11 protein-coding genes and 1 pseudogene are annotated in these 16953 nt (G+C 72.7%); 5 read left to right on the top strand and 7 right to left on the bottom strand.

Annotated features, from left to right (window positions below; genetic code table 11):
• Window positions 1-68: 68 nt before the first annotated feature.
• The 5 genes from QFZ75_RS02500 to QFZ75_RS02520 all read right to left on the bottom strand — a co-directional run bounded on the left by QFZ75_RS02500 (window position 69) and on the right by QFZ75_RS02520 (window position 7052).
• The gene (locus QFZ75_RS02500) at window positions 69-1355 is read right to left on the bottom strand and encodes a TRAP transporter large permease subunit (RefSeq protein WP_307533586.1); all 1287 of its coding nucleotides are present in this window, start codon (window positions 1353-1355) and stop codon (window positions 69-71) included.
• Window positions 1356-1358: 3 nt separating this feature from the next.
• On the bottom strand, window positions 1359-1973 hold the full coding sequence (locus QFZ75_RS02505; protein WP_307533587.1) for a hypothetical protein: 615 nt from the start codon (window positions 1971-1973) through the stop codon (window positions 1359-1361).
• Window positions 1970-4129 carry a hydantoinase/oxoprolinase family protein gene (locus QFZ75_RS02510; RefSeq protein WP_307533588.1) on the bottom strand — a complete coding sequence of 720 codons (2160 nt, stop codon included), beginning with the start codon at window positions 4127-4129 and terminating at the stop codon, window positions 1970-1972. The genes QFZ75_RS02505 and QFZ75_RS02510 overlap by 4 nt, the downstream gene beginning before the upstream one ends.
• A 133-nt stretch (window positions 4130-4262) precedes the next feature.
• The gene (locus QFZ75_RS02515; protein WP_307533589.1) at window positions 4263-5873 is read right to left on the bottom strand and encodes an FAD-dependent oxidoreductase; all 1611 of its coding nucleotides are present in this window, start codon (window positions 5871-5873) and stop codon (window positions 4263-4265) included.
• A 75-nt stretch (window positions 5874-5948) separates the two neighbouring features.
• Entirely contained in the window at window positions 5949-7052 is a 1104-nt protein-coding gene (locus QFZ75_RS02520; protein ID WP_307533590.1) for a LacI family DNA-binding transcriptional regulator, read from the bottom strand.
• A gap of 382 nt (window positions 7053-7434) precedes the next feature.
• Here QFZ75_RS02520 and QFZ75_RS02525 point away from each other — a divergent pair, with 382 nt between their 5' ends.
• The gene (locus QFZ75_RS02525; RefSeq protein ID WP_373466019.1) at window positions 7435-8853 is read left to right on the top strand and encodes a glycoside hydrolase family 76 protein; all 1419 of its coding nucleotides are present in this window, start codon (window positions 7435-7437) and stop codon (window positions 8851-8853) included.
• Between the two features lie 113 nt (window positions 8854-8966).
• Window positions 8967-9617 (top strand): LysE family translocator, encoded by a 651-nt coding sequence (locus QFZ75_RS02530; protein WP_307533592.1) that lies wholly within the window; start codon window positions 8967-8969, stop codon window positions 9615-9617.
• A 285-nt stretch (window positions 9618-9902) separates the two neighbouring features.
• On the opposite strand, the gene QFZ75_RS02535 is transcribed toward QFZ75_RS02530, so the two are convergent.
• Window positions 9903-10211 carry an ester cyclase gene (locus tag QFZ75_RS02535; protein ID WP_307533593.1) on the bottom strand — a complete coding sequence of 103 codons (309 nt, stop codon included), beginning with the start codon at window positions 10209-10211 and terminating at the stop codon, window positions 9903-9905.
• A gap of 68 nt (window positions 10212-10279) precedes the next feature.
• A complete protein-coding gene (locus QFZ75_RS02540; RefSeq protein WP_307533595.1) occupies window positions 10280-10774 on the bottom strand; it encodes a hypothetical protein in 495 nt (164 codons plus the stop codon).
• Window positions 10775-11027: 253 nt separating this feature from the next.
• Between QFZ75_RS02540 and QFZ75_RS02545 the strand changes: the two genes are divergently transcribed.
• The 3 genes and pseudogenes from QFZ75_RS02545 (at window position 11028) to QFZ75_RS02555 (ending at window position 16814) form a co-directional block, all read left to right on the top strand.
• Window positions 11028-12578, top strand: a complete 1551-nt coding sequence (locus QFZ75_RS02545) for a glycoside hydrolase family 43 protein (protein ID WP_307533596.1) — start codon at window positions 11028-11030, stop codon at window positions 12576-12578.
• Between the two features lie 198 nt (window positions 12579-12776).
• A pseudogene (gene helR / locus QFZ75_RS02550) lies at window positions 12777-14943 on the top strand (RNA polymerase recycling motor ATPase HelR).
• 80 nt (window positions 14944-15023) lie between these two features.
• Window positions 15024-16814: a thiamine pyrophosphate-requiring protein gene (locus QFZ75_RS02555; protein ID WP_307544191.1), complete on the top strand. Its 1791-nt coding sequence runs from the start codon at window positions 15024-15026 to the stop codon at window positions 16812-16814.
• Window positions 16815-16953 lie beyond the last annotated feature (139 nt).

The raw sequence follows: 16953 nt of genomic DNA on the forward strand, positions 1-16953 counted from the left end.
CGGGCGGGGAGGGAAAGAGGAGGGGAGGGGAGGGGAGGGCGGGAGGGAGAAAGGGGCGCGGCCGGACCTCAGAGGTACGTGGCCGCGGTGACGCACAGCCCGCCGAGGGCGACGGCCCACACGTACGGGAGCGTGCGCACCATGACCTGCTGCGGGGAGACGCCGGCGTACTGGGCGGCCCACACGGTCTGGGTGCTGGTCGGGTCGGCGACGCCGAAGACCTGGTTGTACGAGGTGGCCATGCCGAGGACGACCGCGGCGGGGTAGATCCCGGTGGAGATGAGGACACCGGCGATGCCCGCGCCCAGTCCGAACACGTTCAGCGGCCCGCGGTAGAGGCACAGCGGCACGAGCAGCGTGAAGACGCCGACGAACACCACGGCGTTCTGCGGACTGACCGCCTTCACCAGCGGTTCGAGCGCCTCGACCGCGCCGGGGAGTTTCACCGCGGCCAGCAGGATGCCGATGGCGATGAACAGGACGATCGGCGGGGCGGCCACCTCGAATCCGCCGTACAGGGTGCGCAGCAGCCGCTTGTTCATCTCCCGGGGACGGGTGGTGGTGACCAGCACGTACAGGACGCCTGCCAGCAGGGACGGGATGATGGCGAGTTCGAAGCCCAGGGCGAGGACCAGCGGCACGGCCGGGGTGAGCAGCGCGTACCAGGGGGCGTCGCCGAGGCGTTGCCGGCGGCTCGGTGAACGGGGCTTGTCCGACACGGACTTGAGGGACCAGGTGTGCTCGACGCCCCGGCGGCGCGACTCGATGAACACGTACAGGACGGCGGCCACCAGGGCGAACGGGAACAGCTTCACCATGAAGCCGCGGACGGTCGGTACGGGCAGTTCCAGGGCGGTGGAGAAGAACTGCCACAGGGGCAGTTCGAAGGGGATGCCGACGGCGATGCCCATGAGGACGGTCCCGGCGGCGGTCACCTTCGGGATGCCCACCGCGATCATGGCCGGGATGCCGATGAGGCCCGCGAGCATCGCGGCGGGCGCCGAGCCGGTGACGGTCCCGATGAGGGCGGAGACCGCCAGCACACCGAGGGCCACCACGACCGGACGGTCCCCGCCGAACTCGACAATCTTGCGGACGAGGGTGGCGGCCACCCCCGTCTCCTCGAGGAGCTTGCCGAGCCAGGAGCCCAGCACGATGGCGATCATCGTGGCGGCCAGTGCGGGCGCGCCCTCCTGGAGGACCGTGTCGAGGACGCTGTTCTCGCCGGTCAGCGGGGCGCCGGCGACGAAGGCGATGACCACGGCGAGGATGACGAGCGCGAACGCCGTGGGCAGTTTGCGGGTGAGCATGGCGGCGACACCCGCGGCCATGACGAGCAGGATGACGACACCCATGGCTCAGTTCTCTCTTCCGGGTGCGCCGACCGCGGCGGCGAGCGCGGCGGTCAGCAGGAGGGGGCTGCGGCCGAGTCCGCAGACGGTACGGGCGTGGGCGTGGGCGGCGATCTCCTCGGCCCCCGCGACATGGGCGAGGACGCGGAAGCGGCCGAGCCTCAGCGCGGTGTGCCCGATCGCCTCCTTGAGCGCGGTCCGGGTCGCCCGGTGGTGGAAGTGCTCGTGCGCGCTCTCGTGGGCGAGAGCCGCGGCGCGCACCGATCCCACGGGGTACCAGGAGCGCCAGCCGAGTTCGTCGATGAGTTCCTCGGCACGCTCGACGGTGTCGGTGCAGATCTCGACGGTGGCGGGACGCGAGGTGTAGCGGGCGAGAAGCAGTTCGTCGAGCCCGTCGTCGCGTTCCACGATCCGGGCGGTACGGGGACCGGGTTCGAGGGCGGCGCCGAACGCGTCGGCGGCCTCGGCCCAGCGGCGCAGCAGGGCGGGGTCCCGCCCCTCGTGGGTGGGTGTGGCGGCGAGCAGGCGTACCGCCAGATCCAGGTCGTCGGTGTCCTCGACCGGACGGGCGACGGGCCCGGGGACCTTCTTCGCCCCGGCCGCCGCCCGGGCGCGGCTCATGACCGTACCTCCACGACGGCCACCACGGGCTCGTCGGCGGCGCGGTCCCGCATCTCGCTGCGGGCCAGGGCGAGCAGCGGCTGCGGGTCGAGGACTCCGGAGAGGTCCGCGATACGGGAGCCGAGGAGCAGCCTGAGCGCGGGGGCCCGGACGCCGCCGTCGCCGTACGACGTCGCCTCGCGGACGAGGTCGCCCAGCAGTTCGGGAGCGGCTCCCACGGTGGTGGCGGCCACTTGTGCGTCGGCGGCGTGCAGGCGCACCACTCCGTCGGCGTCCACGACGCGCACGGGGTGCCGGGTGGCTCGCAGCCGGCGCCGCACCTCGGTGCCGTAGACCGTGTGGGCGGGCGTGCCGGCGAGGACGCGGACCCGGTCCGGGTCGGTCTTGAGGCTGGCGGCCGCCGCGGCGAGCCGTTCGCCGTCGTCGGCGCTGTGCGAGCGGTCCTGGGTACGCAGTTCGGTGGCACCGGTGGCGATGGCGCGGACGGTGCTGGTCTGCGGGTCGACGGTCACCTCGACCTCGACCCCGTCGGCGGCGGCGCCCTGAGCCACGACGGCCCGCTCGGCCTCGGCGCGGACGGCGAGGATCTGCTCCTGCGTGGCGCCGGGGACGATCCGTTCGATCTGCTCGCGCACCAGGGCCAGGGCCACGCCGATCGGGCTGATGACCTCGTTGTGCCGGGCGATCCTGCCCTCCATGCCGGTGAGCACCGCGAGGTGGGGGGTGACGGTGGCCGCCCCTCCCCCGCCGCCGACGAGGACGGCGGTGTCGGAGTCCAGGCGGTACTCGCGCATGACCTTGTCCACCACCGACCTCACCTGCTCGGCGCCCGCGTCGAGGATGCGGGCGGCGGCCGTGGGCACGTCCACGCCGAGCGCGGCGGCGAGCGGGGCGACGGCGGCCCTCGCCACCTCCTGGTCGCAGTGCGCGAAGTCGCCTTCGGGTACCCGGCCGAGCGCGTTGGCGGCGCAGGTCATGGTGATGGCGTACCGGCCGCCCGCCGCGTCCAGGACCGCGTGGTCGGCCGGGTCGCCGGCCATCGGGCGCACGGTGGCCAGGGTCGCGTCGCGCAGCTCCGCCGGGTCGGCGAAGCAGGCGTAGGGCAGTCCCGCGATGTGGGCGCTGCGCGGCCCGACGCCCGTGATGCGGGCCCGGCCGCCGTGGGCCCCGTCGCCCCGGGTCAGGTCGACGCGGACCATCGAGCCGCCGCCGACACCGACGGTGCGGACGTCCAGGGCGTTGAGGTACGAACTCCTGCCGAGCATCGTGGCGTGCCGGACGGCGACCTTGCCGCGGCGTACGACGCTGATGTCGGTGGAGGTGCCGCCGGTCTCGAGGAAGACGCCCTCGCTGATGCGCTCCTGCATCAGGGCGCCGGCGACACCGGCCGCCGGGCCCGACAGCACGGTCAGCAGCGGGCGGCGGCGCATCTCGTCGAGGGCCATGACGCCCCCGTCGCAGCGCATAACCATGAGCGGTGCGCAGATGCCCGCCTTGGTGATGGACGCGTCGACGAGGTCGGCGGTGGCGAGCATGCGCGGCAGGATGGCCGCGTTGACGACGGCGGTACGGGTCCGCTTGTGCAGTCCGTACAGCGAGGTGATCTCGTGCGCGGCGGTCGTCGGGAGCCCGGCGGAGCGGGCGGTGGCGAGTACGGCCTGCTCGCCCTCGGGGTGGTCGACGGCGAACGGCTCGGTGGCGACGACGACTTCGGCGCCCTGGGCCGTGACCTCGTCGACCGCGGCGCGGACGGCATCCTCGTCGTCCGGGTCGGCCACGTGGGCGTAGGTGAGCGGAAGCCTTTTGCCGGGGGCGAGTTCGAGGCGGCCGAGGGCGGCGAGCCGGCGGGTGAGGACGGCCCCGGGGCCGGTGCCGACACCGATCAGGCCGACGGTGGCGACGTCACCCTCGAGCAGGGCGTTGGTCGCCTGGGTCGTGCCGTGGGCGAGGAAGGCGACGTCGGCGGGATCGCGGCCGATCTGCCCCAGCAGCCGGTCCAGGGCCTCGACGATGCCGTGGGCGACGCCGTCCTCGTGGTGGTGGCTGGTGGGGACCTTGACCTGGCCGAGCAGGCCGAGGGTCGTGGCGTCGACGGCGACGGCGTCGGTGAAGGTCCCGCCGACGTCGATGCCGACGCGGATTCTGTGGGTGGTCATGTCCGGGCACCTCCTTGTGCTGTGTCAGTCATGCGCGGGCGGCGGCCGGACGGGCGGGCAGGACGGCTCTCTCCCGCCCGGCTCCGGCTCGGGCCCGCGGTACGGCGGCAAGGGCCGCCGTGTACACCGTTGTTCAGTAGCCCCGTACGTCGGGCCAGTGGCGCTGCACCCCGTCGCGGTCGAGCCGGCGGGCGAACTCCTCGAACCGCTTGTCCTCGGCCTGGACCTGAGCGGGTTCGACGTCCTCGTCCAGGCAGTGGGCGGCGAGCGCGCCGGCAACCTCGCCGATGTTCCACTCCACCGGGTGCAGCCGGTAGCAGCCGTTGGTGATGTGCGTCGTGCCGATGTTCTTGCCGGCGGGCAGCAGGTTGCGCACACGTTTGGGCACCAGCGCGCCGAGCGGGATCTCGAAGGGCACCGAGCCGATGTCGATGTAGTTGTCGCCGCCCGTCGAGGGGTGCAGGTCGATGCGGTAGTTGCCGACTCCGACCGAGTCCCGGTACCTGGTGCCGCCGTAGGGTCCGACCAGGTCGATCGCCACGTCGTGCTCGGTGACGGTGGTGACCGCCTCGATACGGCGTGACTCGCGGACGTAAGGAGCCTTCGCGAGGCCGTCCGGGGTACCGGTCACGTCCGGGCGGGGGCGCAGGCCCGGGAACCCGGTGCCGCCGTCCTCGCGGGGCGCCTCGGTCTGCAGCCAGTACAGGACCGACAGCGACAACTGCCGTGCCCCGGAGACCGCTTCGGCCCCGGTCTGCGCGCCCGCCCCGACCAGCGGCTTCAGCCAGTAGTCGTTGAGCGGCCAGTTGACGAGGGTGATGTCGGAGTCGAAGGCGCCGGGGCGGTGCAGCTTGCGCGCCAGGATGCGCCGGAAGCCCCACAGTTCCTTGTCGCCGGCGTCGGCGCTCTGGTCGGCGCTCACCGCGAGCGGGTCGAGCTCCGGGTTGGGCACGAAGGTGCGTGGCACGGATTCCAGTGAGCGCGGGTCCGGGGCCTCGAAGCCGAGCAGCGGTCCGGGCCAGAAGTCGGGCCGGTACTCCCGCCAGAAGCCGTAGTCGGCCGGCCGGTCGACGGTGTGGTCCTCGCCCTCGTGGTGGGAGAGCGCGAAGCACACGGTGATGCCCTGTTGGTTGAGCGGCTGGGCCTCGTCCGGGGCGTGCGGTTCGTCGTACGCGGACCGCGCCTCGGCCCCGGTGACGTGCTCGACACCGGCCAGTTCGAGGAGTTCCCCCGTCTCGGTGGCGTCGATGACGTAGCGGGCGGGGACGGTGACCTGCCGGCCGTCCGGGCGGCGCTCCAGTGTCACGGACCGTACGACATCGTTGTCCGCCTCGGCCGCGACGGGCCGGTGGTCGGTGAGGACGGTGAGCCGTCCGGCGGCCCGGTGGGGCGCGAGCATCGCCTCGACGACGGCCAGCGCGACCCGTGGCTCGTGACAGAGCTTGCTGACGCGTCCGGCACCCGGGTTGAGGTCCGTGAGGGCCATCGCCTCGGAGCGCAGCGGGTACCACTGCCGGTAGAACTGCCGGATGCCTTCGCGCAGCCGGCGGTACGAGGCGGTGGTGCCGAACTGCTCCACCCACGGGTGCTCGTCGGGCGGCACGGCCTGCGAGGTGAGCTGCCCGCCGAGCCAGTCGGTCTCCTCGGTGAGGACGACGCTGCGGCCGGCCCGGCAGGCGGCCAGTGCGGCGGCCACGCCGCCGAGTCCGCCGCCCACGATGAGGATGTCGGCTTTCGGATTCACGCTTCTCCCTGCTGATGGTTCTCGGTGGTACGTCTCGCCGGCGGTTCGCGATGTCTTCGTGCCCGTCCGCCGGTGTCATCGCGGCTCCGGTGGGCTCCCGGTGGTCGTACCGGCCCGGAAGGCGCAGGCGACCAGGGGTTCGTCGGCCTCCTCCCCCGCCACGAGCGAGGCCAGCATCCGGACCGCGGCCGCGCCCAGCTGGTGCCGCGGCACGTCGAATCCGGTGGGCTGCGGATCGCCCGCAAGGTCGGGCGGCGGGCTGCCGAGGAGCGCGAGGGAGAGGTCGCCGGGACAGCTCAGCCCCGCTTCGCCCACGGCCGCGCGCAGGGCACGCCAGGCGCCCCCGGTGTCGGTCTCCTCCGCGACGAACGCGGTGACGCCCTCGGCGAGCCAGCGGCGCAGCCGCTCGGGGGTGACGTCGCGCCCGGGGTCGGCGCAGCGGAACACCGCCTCGGGCCCGCCGGCCAGTTCGGCGGCCTCCAGCCCTTCCAGGAAGCCCTGCTGGCGGTCCGCGGAGGCCGGCGCGTCGTCGTCCTCCCGGATCAGGACGATCCGCCGATGCCCCGACGACACCAGGTGACGGACCACTTCGCGGCTGGCGCTGACATAGTCGGCGCCCACCCACGACAGTCCCTCCAGCTCCTCGCGGCGGCCGAGGTGCACGACCGGGAACCCGTCGGCGACCATCCGCTTCAGCTCGGCGAGCGGCACATGACGGCCGAGGAACAGGCATCCGTCCGCGAGCCGGACGCGGTTCAGCGCCTCGGGCCCGGCCGCCTTGGCGCCGCCGGAGCTCGATCCCGTGAACAGCACCAGGTCGTACCCCCGCGCGGCCGCCTCCCGCTCCACCCCGACGAGGAAGGGGTAGTACGAGTGCTCCACGTCCGTGGGGAAGGTGGCCGTGAAGCTGTAGACGCCGAGCAGGTTGTTGCGTGCCGCCGCCAGCCGCTGGGCCGCCACGTCCGGTACGTAGCCGAGGCTGCGGGCCGCGTCGAGCACCCGCTGCCGCGTCTCGTCCGAGATCGCCGATCCCTGCGCCTTGTCCGACAGCACGAGCGACACCGTGGCCTGGGACACCCCGGCCAGCCGGGCGACCTCCGCCTGCCGCGGCCGGGACGGACGTCCGCCCGCCCCGGGGGTCCGCCCCCGCCTGGGTCGCTTGCTGGGCTGCTCCACCATGCTCCTCACCCGGTCGGTTTCCGGCCGACCTCTCTACTAATGCGTATAAGTAATGCGCATAACCTGAACTGTGAAGCGTTCGACCGGCAGCGGTCAAGAGGCGCGGCACGACTTCTTCAAGCGATGCGGAGGGACTCCGCACGCGACGGAGAAGGACTCCCGCACGCCGTCACCCTCCGGCGCCGCCCCGGCATCACCCTCCGGCATACGGCACATTCGTCCGGACCATTGACCTGCTCCCGTCAGCCGGTTAGCGTCCACGCCGAGCCTTTCCTAGGACCAGCACCTGTGCCCCCCACCGCAGTGTTCGGCAAGCCTCGGGAGTTCATCCATGCGCGCCCTGCGATCGTCCTTCGCCGCTCTCGCCCTCTCTCTGACAACGATGTCGGCCCTGGTAGTGCAGGCCGCGCCACCCTCTTCGGCGGCTCCCTCGGCCGCGGCGGCGACGGTGTGCAACACGTACTGCGACGCCCGGGATCCGGCCCTGAGCGGCCAGGACCGCACACCTGTCACGGCCTCGCTCTTCTCGCGCTCGTTCGTGCTGCACTTCGACGACGCCGACGCGATGGGCTGGGCCTCCGTCGGCAACGGCAGCCCCGGGGACGAGGTGTGGATCGACCGCTCCTTCGACGGCGGCCGCACCTGGTCCTCGAACAGCAGACTGGGCGCCACCAGGATCCCGGCGGGCCGGACCGGCTGGCGGACACTGATGTACAACGTCGACGACTGGGCGAACCACGGCGTCGGCGCCCTGCGCGCCTGCGGCAAGGCCGTCGACCGCGCCGACATCGTCTGCACGCCCTGGGCCCGGTCCACCTGGAACGCCGCCGACCGGCGCACCGCGGCGGCCACCGCGCAGATGCAGTTCTACAACTACGGCACCGGTCTGTTCGACACCACCGGCTGGTGGAACTCCGCCAATGCGCTGCACTCCGTCATCGACAACATCCGGGTCACCGGGATGCAGAGCTACCGGTACGCCATCGCCCGCACCTACGACCTGCAACTCAACTCGGCCGAGGGGCAGTTCCGCAACGAGTACATCGACGACACCGGCTGGTGGGGCCTGACGTGGATCGCGGCGTACGACCTCACCGGCGACCCCCGCTACCTGGCCACGGCCCGGGCGGACGCGGACCACATGGCCCGCTACTGGGACAGCACCTGCGGCGGCGGGGTGTGGTGGACCACCGCGAAGACGGTCAAGAACGCCATCCCCAACTCCCTCTACATCGAGCTCAACGCGGCCCTGCACAACCGCATCCCGGGTGACACCACCTACCTGCAGCGGGCGAAGGCGGACTGGAACTGGTTCCAGGGCACCGGCATGATCAACGCCGACCAGACGGTGAGCGACGGTCTCAGCACGAGCACCTGCAAGCTCGGCGACAGCACGGTCTGGTCCTACAACCAGGGCCAGCTCATCGGCGGTCTGACCGAGCTGCACCGCGCCACCGGCGACGCCTCCGTGCTCGCCGCCGCCCGCCGGATCGCCGATGCCAACACCGTCTCCGCCAAGCTCAACACCCCGGCCGGCATCCTCAGGGACCCCTGCGAGAACGGTGACTGCGGCGGCGACGGAGCGTCCTTCAAGGGGGCCGACGTACGCGGCCTGGCGAAACTCAACGCGGCCCTGTCCGACCGCCCCTACACGGCCTACCTCGCCAAGCAGGCCGCGCAGGCCCACGCCACCGACCGCAACGCCCTCGACCAGTACGGCCTGCGCTGGTACGGCCCGCTGGACAAGACGGACGCGGCACGCCAGCACAGCGCACTCGACCTGATGAACGCGGCGTCCTGAGCGCTGCCGCCCGGTGTCCGGCGGAAGCCGGCCACATGACCCGGGCGCGGGGTGGAACTCCGTAAGGCACATGTGTCCGAGGGACGGACGCACAGGACGGACGGAGCTGACCGATGTCGGTCGACCTGACTGGTTTCCTCGCCGTGGTGCTGCTCGCCTACCTGATCCCGGGTCCCGACTTCCTGGTCGTCGTGCGGGCGGCCGCCCGGCGCCCCGCGCTGGGCAGGGCGGCCGGTCTGGGCGCCCAGGCCGGGCTGTGCGTCCATATGTGCGCGGCCGCCCTGGGCCTCTCCGCCGTCGCCACCCGCTCGGCGCTCGCCTTCACGGTGATCAAGCTGGCGGGCGCCGCCTACCTGGTCTTCCTGGGCGTCCGTGCGCTCCTCGACGCCCGCCGCCGCGACCACGACAGGTCCGCCCCGCCCCCGAGGACAGCGGTGGGCGGTCCCGCCGCCGCACCCGGTCGGCAGCTCACCCGGCGCGACAGCTTCCTGCAGGGCTTCCTCACCAATGTGCTCAATCCCAAGGCGGCCCTGTTCTTCCTCAGCGTCCTCCCGCAGTTCGTCGGCCACGGGGGTTCCCCGACCCGGCAGATCTTCCTGCTGGGCGTCCTCGACGTGGCCGTCGGAGTCGTCTACTGGCTCGCCCTGGTGAGCGTCGCCGGGCGCCTGCGCACCGCTTTCGGCCCGGCGTGCCGTCGCCGCTGGGAACTCGTGAGCGGCTGGCTGTTCATCGCGATCGGAGTCGGTGTCGCGGCGACCGAGTGACGCTCGCGACGCCGCCCCGGCGCCGCCTCGATGTGGGCCGCTCTCCGCGCGGCTGCGGCGGCCGGACCCGAAGCGCCCGCCGTGGATCCGCCGGCAGGGCCGGGTCCCGTCGGCGCGGCGGCGGTGGCCATGGCGTCCCGGAGCCGGGCGAACCCCTCGCGCACCAGGGTGAGCAGGATGTCGTCGCGGCCGGTGAAGTACCGGTGGGCGAAGTTCGCGGAGTACTCGATCCCGTCGGCCGGCCGGCGCATGGTCACCGCGTCCCACCCGTCACGGCGGGCCACGTCACGGGCCGGGGACAGGATCGGCCTGCGCGCGTCGGCCCGTTTCCGTTCCCGGCGTCGCCGCGCACGCGTCGGTGCCGTTGTCGGCCCGGACCCTCCCTGTTCGTCGTGTGTCGCCGGCCCGCTGCGCGAAGAACGCCTGTTCGTCGAGCTGGTCCCAGTGCTCGACGGCCATCCCGTCGACGACGCGCCGGATGCCGGTCGAGTGCATCGTCACCGGGCGGCCGGTGGGCGGCAGTCCCATGAACGGGCCCTGGAAGGTCGCCCGGTAGGTGAAGCGGCCCGCGACCCGGCCGTCGTCGACGTGCACGTTGTGGTTGACGCAGTCCCCGGCGACCGAACCAAGGAGTACGGATCTCGAGGGCGACAGCCCGGCGGTCAGTGGGCCGACGAGCCGCGGACCTGGTCCAGGTGGATGGCCAGGCCCTGGTCGGCGCCGAGCCACAACTTGTGGCCCGGCTGGAGTTCGGCCAGGCGCGGAGTGTCGAACTGGATGGCGGTGTCGGTGCCGGGGTTGACCGTGAGCAGGGCGCGCTCCAGCAGCCAGTGCGGTTCGGAGCCGACCTCCAGGCGCAGGTAGAGCGGTCGGTGCGCCAGGTCGGCCAGGGTCAGCCGGGGTGTGCGCGGGTCGTTCATCCAGCTGTGGTCGACATCGGTGCCCTCTCCCAGCGTGAAGGTGGTCTGCGTACCGCGCGCGAACTCGTCGCCGCCCTTCGCCAGCCGGAACTCCCGTCCCCCCAAGCCCAGGTGGACGCGGCTGATCGCGTCCGTCGACACCTCGTCCGCCGCCAGGACCTGGACCCTGATCTGGGTGATCAGCGCTGTCGAGGGTGCCGGCTGCTCCCGGTCGGTCGCGGATGCCGTGGTGGTCATTCAGTCTCCTTGATGGTTTCCGCCCCGGAGGTGCAGAAGGCCACGGCTCACGCCGCGCGCTTCGGCGCCCGTACCCCTCCGCCTTGCCGGGCCGGAAGTTTCAATTCCGCTATCCGCACATGTGAGTTACTAAGTGATATAAACGCGGCCGAAAGCGCCGGAAGTGCGCGGGCTGACGGCAACGGCGCCCATGCGCCATAAGCTCCTGCGAGCCGCGAGCGCATCTTCCCCACCACACCCACCAGGGACGGACATGGCACTCTTCGACAACCCCGTCATACCCGGCTTCAGCCCGGACCCGAGCATCTGCCGGGTGGGCGACGACTACTACGTGGCGACGTCCAGTTTCGAGTACGCACCGGGCGTGCCCCTGTGGCACAGCCGCGACCTGGTCAACTGGCGGCTGATCGGGCACGCGCTGGACCGGCCCTCGCAACTGGCCCTGCCCGACACCGCGCCGTCGTCCACGGGGGTGTACGCGCCCACCCTGCGCCACCACGACGGCCTGTTCCAACTGATCACCACCGTGGTCGCCGGGGCGGGCAACGTCCTGGTGACCGCCGAGAACCCGGCGGGACCCTGGTCGGACCCGGTGCCGGTCGGCGTTCCCGGCATCGATCCCGACCTGGCCTGGGAGGAGGACGGGACCTGCTGGTGCGTGTACTCGGCGGACGGTATCCACGGGGTCCGCATCGACCCCTCGTCCGGCCGGCTGCTGGGCGATCCCGTGCCGATGTGGTCGGGCAGCGGACTGCAGTATCCCGAGGGCCCGCATCTGTACCGCGTCGGCGACTGGTGGTACCTCCTGCTGTCGGAGGGCGGCACCGAGCGCGGCCACGCCCTGTCGGTGGCCAGGTCCCGTACGCTGCCGGGGCCGTTCGAGCCGCACCCGGCCAACCCCGTGCTGTCGCACCGCAGTACGGACCATCCGGTGCAGAACACCGGCCACGGCGACCTGGTCCAGGCACACGACGGGAGTTGGTGGATCGTGCTGCTGGGCACCAGGCCCCGCGGTGACACCCCGATGTACCACGGCATGGGCCGGGAGACGTTCCTGGCGCCGGTGCGGTGGGAGGACGGATGGCCGCTGCCGGGCCCGGTGGAGCTGCGGGCGCAGGCACCGGCGCTCGAACCGCACCCCTGGCCGCGGGAGCCGGACCGGGACGACTTCGACTCCCCCGCCCTCGCGCCCTGCTGGGTGTCGCCGCGCCGGAGCGACCCGGAAGCCGTCCGTCCCGGCGAACGGCCCGGCCACCTGGTCCTGCACGCCCGCGCCGACAGCCTCGACACACCCGGCGCGCTCTTCGTCGGCCGCCGCCAGCGCGACCCCGACTGCACGGCGCGCACGCTCGTCGACGTCGCGGGGGACGGCCGGGGCGGTCTCGCCGTCCGCCTGGACGAGGCGCACCACTACGAGGTGGAGGTGGGTGACGGTACGGTCCGCGCGGTCGCCAGGATCGGCCCGCTGAGCCGTGCGATCGCCGAACGACCGGTCCCCGCAGGCCCGTTGACGCTGCGGATCGACGTCACGACCTCCGACGTCCTGCCGCCCACGATCACTTCCCGCGACCCGCAGTCACCGCCCCCGCCCGGCCTGCGCGGCGGCGGCCCCGACACCCTGCGCCTGGGGTACGAGACGGACGGCGGCCACTTCGAGGTCCTCGCCGAACTCGACGGCCGCTACCTCACGACCGAGGTGGCGGGCGGATTCACCGGCCGCGTCATCGGCATGTACGCCACGCGAGGCGCCGCGGCCTTCGACTGGTTCGAGCTGCGGCCCGCCCGACCCGGCGGAGAAGGGTGAACGGGAAAGAGGAGGGCAAGCAGGAGAACCCACTCCTTGCCACTCTCAACTTATAGCGCACCGGGGGGCTTGCGGCAAGGCCCCGGTCGTACCGCACAATCGCTGTTCTTGAGGTCGTCACCTGCGGAAATGGGGATATGCGAAGTGCGAAGTGCGCGTGTTGTCGTCAGCTCACACCTTCCGGCCGGCGGCGGTGACATGGACTCATCGACCACCAGCGCGTTCGACCTGCCCGACCATCTCGCCGCGAAGGCCGACCCGCTGCTGATCGGCCGCGACGAGCGGCACTTCGCGGCCGTCGCGGAAAGCCTCGGGCAGACGACCGCCGAACTGTCCGGCCGGCTCGAGGCCGAGCGCCGGGCGCCCGGCGGCACCGGCCGGGAGGCGATGGAGCGGGATGCGGAGATCCACCGGCTGACCGTCCGTCTGCGCGCCCTGAGCCGCTTCGGCCTGGACCTGTGTCTGGGGCACATCGTCGGCGCCGACGGCTCCGAGCCCCTGTACATCGGGCGGCTCGGCCTCACCGACAGCGGCGGGAACAGGCTGCTGACCGACTGGCGCTCCCCCGCGGCGGAGCCGTTCTTCGCGGCGACCCACGCCGACCCGATGGGACTGGCGAGCCGCCGCAGGTACCGCTGGGCCAACGGCCGGATCAGCGACTACTGGGACGAGGTGTTCACCGCCGAAGGACTGGAGGGGCACGCCGCGCTCGACGACCACTCCGCCTTCGTCGCGAGCCTGGGCAGCACCCGCTCGCCCCGGATGCGGGACGTGCTGACCACCATCCAGGCCGACCAGGACGCCATCATCCGCGCGGGCTCCCGCGGCGCCCTCGTGGTCGACGGCGGCCCGGGTACGGGCAAGACCGTCGTCGCCCTGCACCGGTCGGCCTACCTCCTCTACTCCGACCCGCGGCTGGGCCACCGCCGGGGCGGTGTGCTGTTCGTCGGCCCGCACCAGCCCTACCTGGCCTACGTCGCCGACGTCCTGCCCAGTCTCGGCGAGGAGGGCGTGCAGACCTGCACCCTGCGGGACCTCGTCGCCGAGGGGGCCGGGGCGCCGGACGAGACCGACCCGGACGTGGCCGCCCTGAAATCGTCCGCGGACATGGTGCGGGCGGTCGAGAAGGCCGTCCGGTTCTACGAGACACCGCCCACCGGGGACCTGGTCGTCACGACCCCCTGGGCCGACATCCCGCTGAGCGCCGACGACTGGGCCGAGGCCTTCGGGGCACCGGGACCCGGTACGCCGCACAACGAGGCACGCGAGCAGGTCTGGGAGGCCCTGTGCGCGATCCTGCTGGACAAGCACGACGGCGACGTCCCGCCCGAGGTGTTCCGCGGGTCGCTGCTGCGCGACGAGGAGCTGACCGCGGCCCTGAACGGCGCGTGGCCGCTGCTCGAGGCCGCCGACGTCGTCGGGGACCTGTGGTCCGTGCCCGCCTACCTGCGGATGTGCGCCCCCTGGCTCGGCCCCGACGACGTACGGAAACTGCGGCGCGCGGACCCGCAGGCGTGGACGGTGTCCGACCTGCCGATCCTGGACGCGGCACGGCAGCGGCTCGGCGACCCGCTGACGGTCCGGCGCAGGCGCCGGCAGGAGGCGGTCCTGGCCGCCCAGCGCGAGCGGATGACGCAGGTGGTCGACAACCTGATCGAGGCGGCCACCGCCTCCGGCGCCGACGGGGACGAGGGCATGGGCCTGGTGCGGATGCTGCGCGGCGAGGACGCCGGGGTCAGCCTGGTCGACGAGTCCGAGCTGGTCACCGCCGATCCGGACCTGCTCGCCGGCCCGTTCGCGCACATCGTCGTGGACGAGGCCCAGGAGCTGACCGACGCCGAGTGGCAGATGCTGCTGCTGCGCTGCCCGTCCCGGAGCTTCACCATCGTCGGGGACCGCGCCCAGGCCAGGCACGGGTTCACCGAGTCGTGGCGGGAGCGGCTGGAGCGGATCGGGCTCGACCGGATCGACGTGGCCTCGCTGGGCATCAACTACCGGACGCCGCAGGAGGTCATGGCGGCGGCCGAGCCGGTCATCCGGGCCGCGCTCCCGGACGCCAACGTGCCCACCTCCATCCGCAGCAACGGCATCCCGGTCGTGCACGGATCCGTCGCGGACCGGGACGCGGTCCTCGACGACTGGCTGGATACGCGGGGCGACGGGATCGCCTGTGTCATCGGCGACCCCACGTTCCGGGCCGACGCCGCGCGTGCGGTCGCTGACCCCGCGGCTGGCGAAGGGGCTCGAGTTCGACCTGGTCGTCCTCGTCGACCCGGCCGGGTTCGGCGAGGGCGTCGAAGGGGCGGTCGACCGCTATGTCGCGATGACCCGGGCGACCCAGCGCCTCGTCGTCCTGACGAGCTGACGTTTCCTTCCACGCCGCACGGTTACCCAGGCACTGACCGGAGACGTCGCGGGAGCCGAAACGGAGTGACCATGGCCGGCATGAAGGTGTCCGACTACATCCTGCAGCGCCTGCGTGAGTGGGACGTGGACCATGTCTTCGCCTACGCCGGCGACGGGATCAACGGGCTGCTGGCGGCCTGGGGCCGGGCGGAGAACAAGCCGAAGTTCGTCCAGGCGCGGCACGAGGAGATGGCCGCCTTCCAGGCCGTGGGGTACGCCAAGTTCTCCGGCAGGGTGGGCGTGTGCGCGGCCACCTCCGGACCGGGGGCGATCCACCTGCTGAACGGGCTGTACGACGCGAAGCTCGACCACGTCCCGGTCGTGGCGCTGGTCGGGCAGACCGACCGCACCGCCATGGGCGGCTCGTACCAGCAGGAGGTGGACCTGGCGAGCCTGTACAAGGACGTCGCCTCGGAGTTCTGCGAGACGGCGACGGTGCCGGAACAGCTGCCGAACCTGATCGACCGGGCGATGCGCACCGCGTACGCGCGGCGCACCGTCACCGCGGTCATCCTGCCCGCCGACGTGCAGGAGCTGGACTACAGCCCGCCGACCCACGCGTTCAAGATGGTGCCGTCCAGCCTGGGCCTCGGGCGCTCCGCGCCGGTGCCGGCCGACGAGGACGTCCTGCGCGCCGCGCAGGTCCTGAACGCCGGGGAGAAGGTCGCCGTGCTGATCGGCCAGGGCGCCCGGGGAGCGCGCGCCGAGGTCGAGGAGCTGGCGGAGGTGCTCGGCGCCGGGGTCGCCAAGGCTCTGCTGGGCAAGGACGCACTGCCGGACGACCTGCCGTACGTGACCGGGTCCATCGGGCTGCTCGGCACCCGCCCGTCCTACGAGCTGATGCGGGACTGCGACACCCTGCTGGTGGTCGGCTCCAGCTTCCCGTACACGCAGTTCCTGCCGGAGCTGGACCAGGCGCGGGCCGTCCAGATCGACATCGACCCGCACATGATCGGCCTGCGCTACCCCTTCGAGGTGAACCTCGTGGGGGACGCCGGCGAGACACTGCGCGCACTGCTGCCGCACCTGCGGCGCAAGGAGGGGCGCGCCTGGCGGGAGAAGATCGAGAAGAACGTCTCGCGCTGGTGGGAGGTCATGCAGCGGCGGGCCGCCGTGGACGCCGACCCGGTCAATCCCGAGTACGTCGTGCACGCCCTGGACGCCAGGCTGCCCGAGGACGCCGTCCTGGCCGCGGACTCCGGGTCGGCGGCCAACTGGTACGCCCGCCACCTGCGGCTGCGCGGCCGGATGCGCGGCTCCCTGTCCGGGACGCTGGCGACGATGGGGCCGGGCGTGCCGTACGCGATCGGCGCGAAGTTCGCCCACCCGGACCGGCCGGCGATCGCCCTCGTCGGGGACGGGGCCATGCAGATGAACGGCATGATGGAGATGGTGACGGCCGCCAAGTACTGCCACGAGTGGTCCGATCCGCGGCTGATCGTGGCCGTGCTCAACAACGGCGACCTCAACCAGGTCACCTGGGAGATGCGGGCCATGTCCGGCGCCCCGCAGTTCGAGGAGTCGCAGCACATCCCCGACCTGCCCTACGCCGAGATCGCCCGCAGCTTCGGCCTGGACGGCGTACGCGTGGAGAAGCCGGAGCAGGTCGAGCCGGCCTGGGACCGGGCCCTGGCCGCCGACCGGCCCTTCGTCATCGATTTCCGCTGCGATCCGGCCGTGCCGCCGATCCCGCCGCACGCCACCCTGGACCAGATCGAGGCGGCGGCCTCGGCGATCCTGCACGGCGACAGCGACCGCGGTTCCGTGATCAGGCAGGGGTTCAAGGCCAAGGTGCAGGAGATGCTGCCCGGCGGGGACCGCTCCGAGTAGGTGAGCAGGTCATGGACGAGGACTTCGACCGGTCGTCCGGCCGTGCCGGTCGTACCGGGTGACCTCGCCCCCCGGCTCCCGCCCGTCCTGGGCCGAGGGGCCCGAGGGTCCGTCACGGACACCGAACCACTCCCCCGCC

It is taken from the genome of Streptomyces sp. V3I8, from assembly GCF_030817535.1.
Lineage (GTDB): Bacteria > Actinomycetota > Actinomycetes > Streptomycetales > Streptomycetaceae > Streptomyces.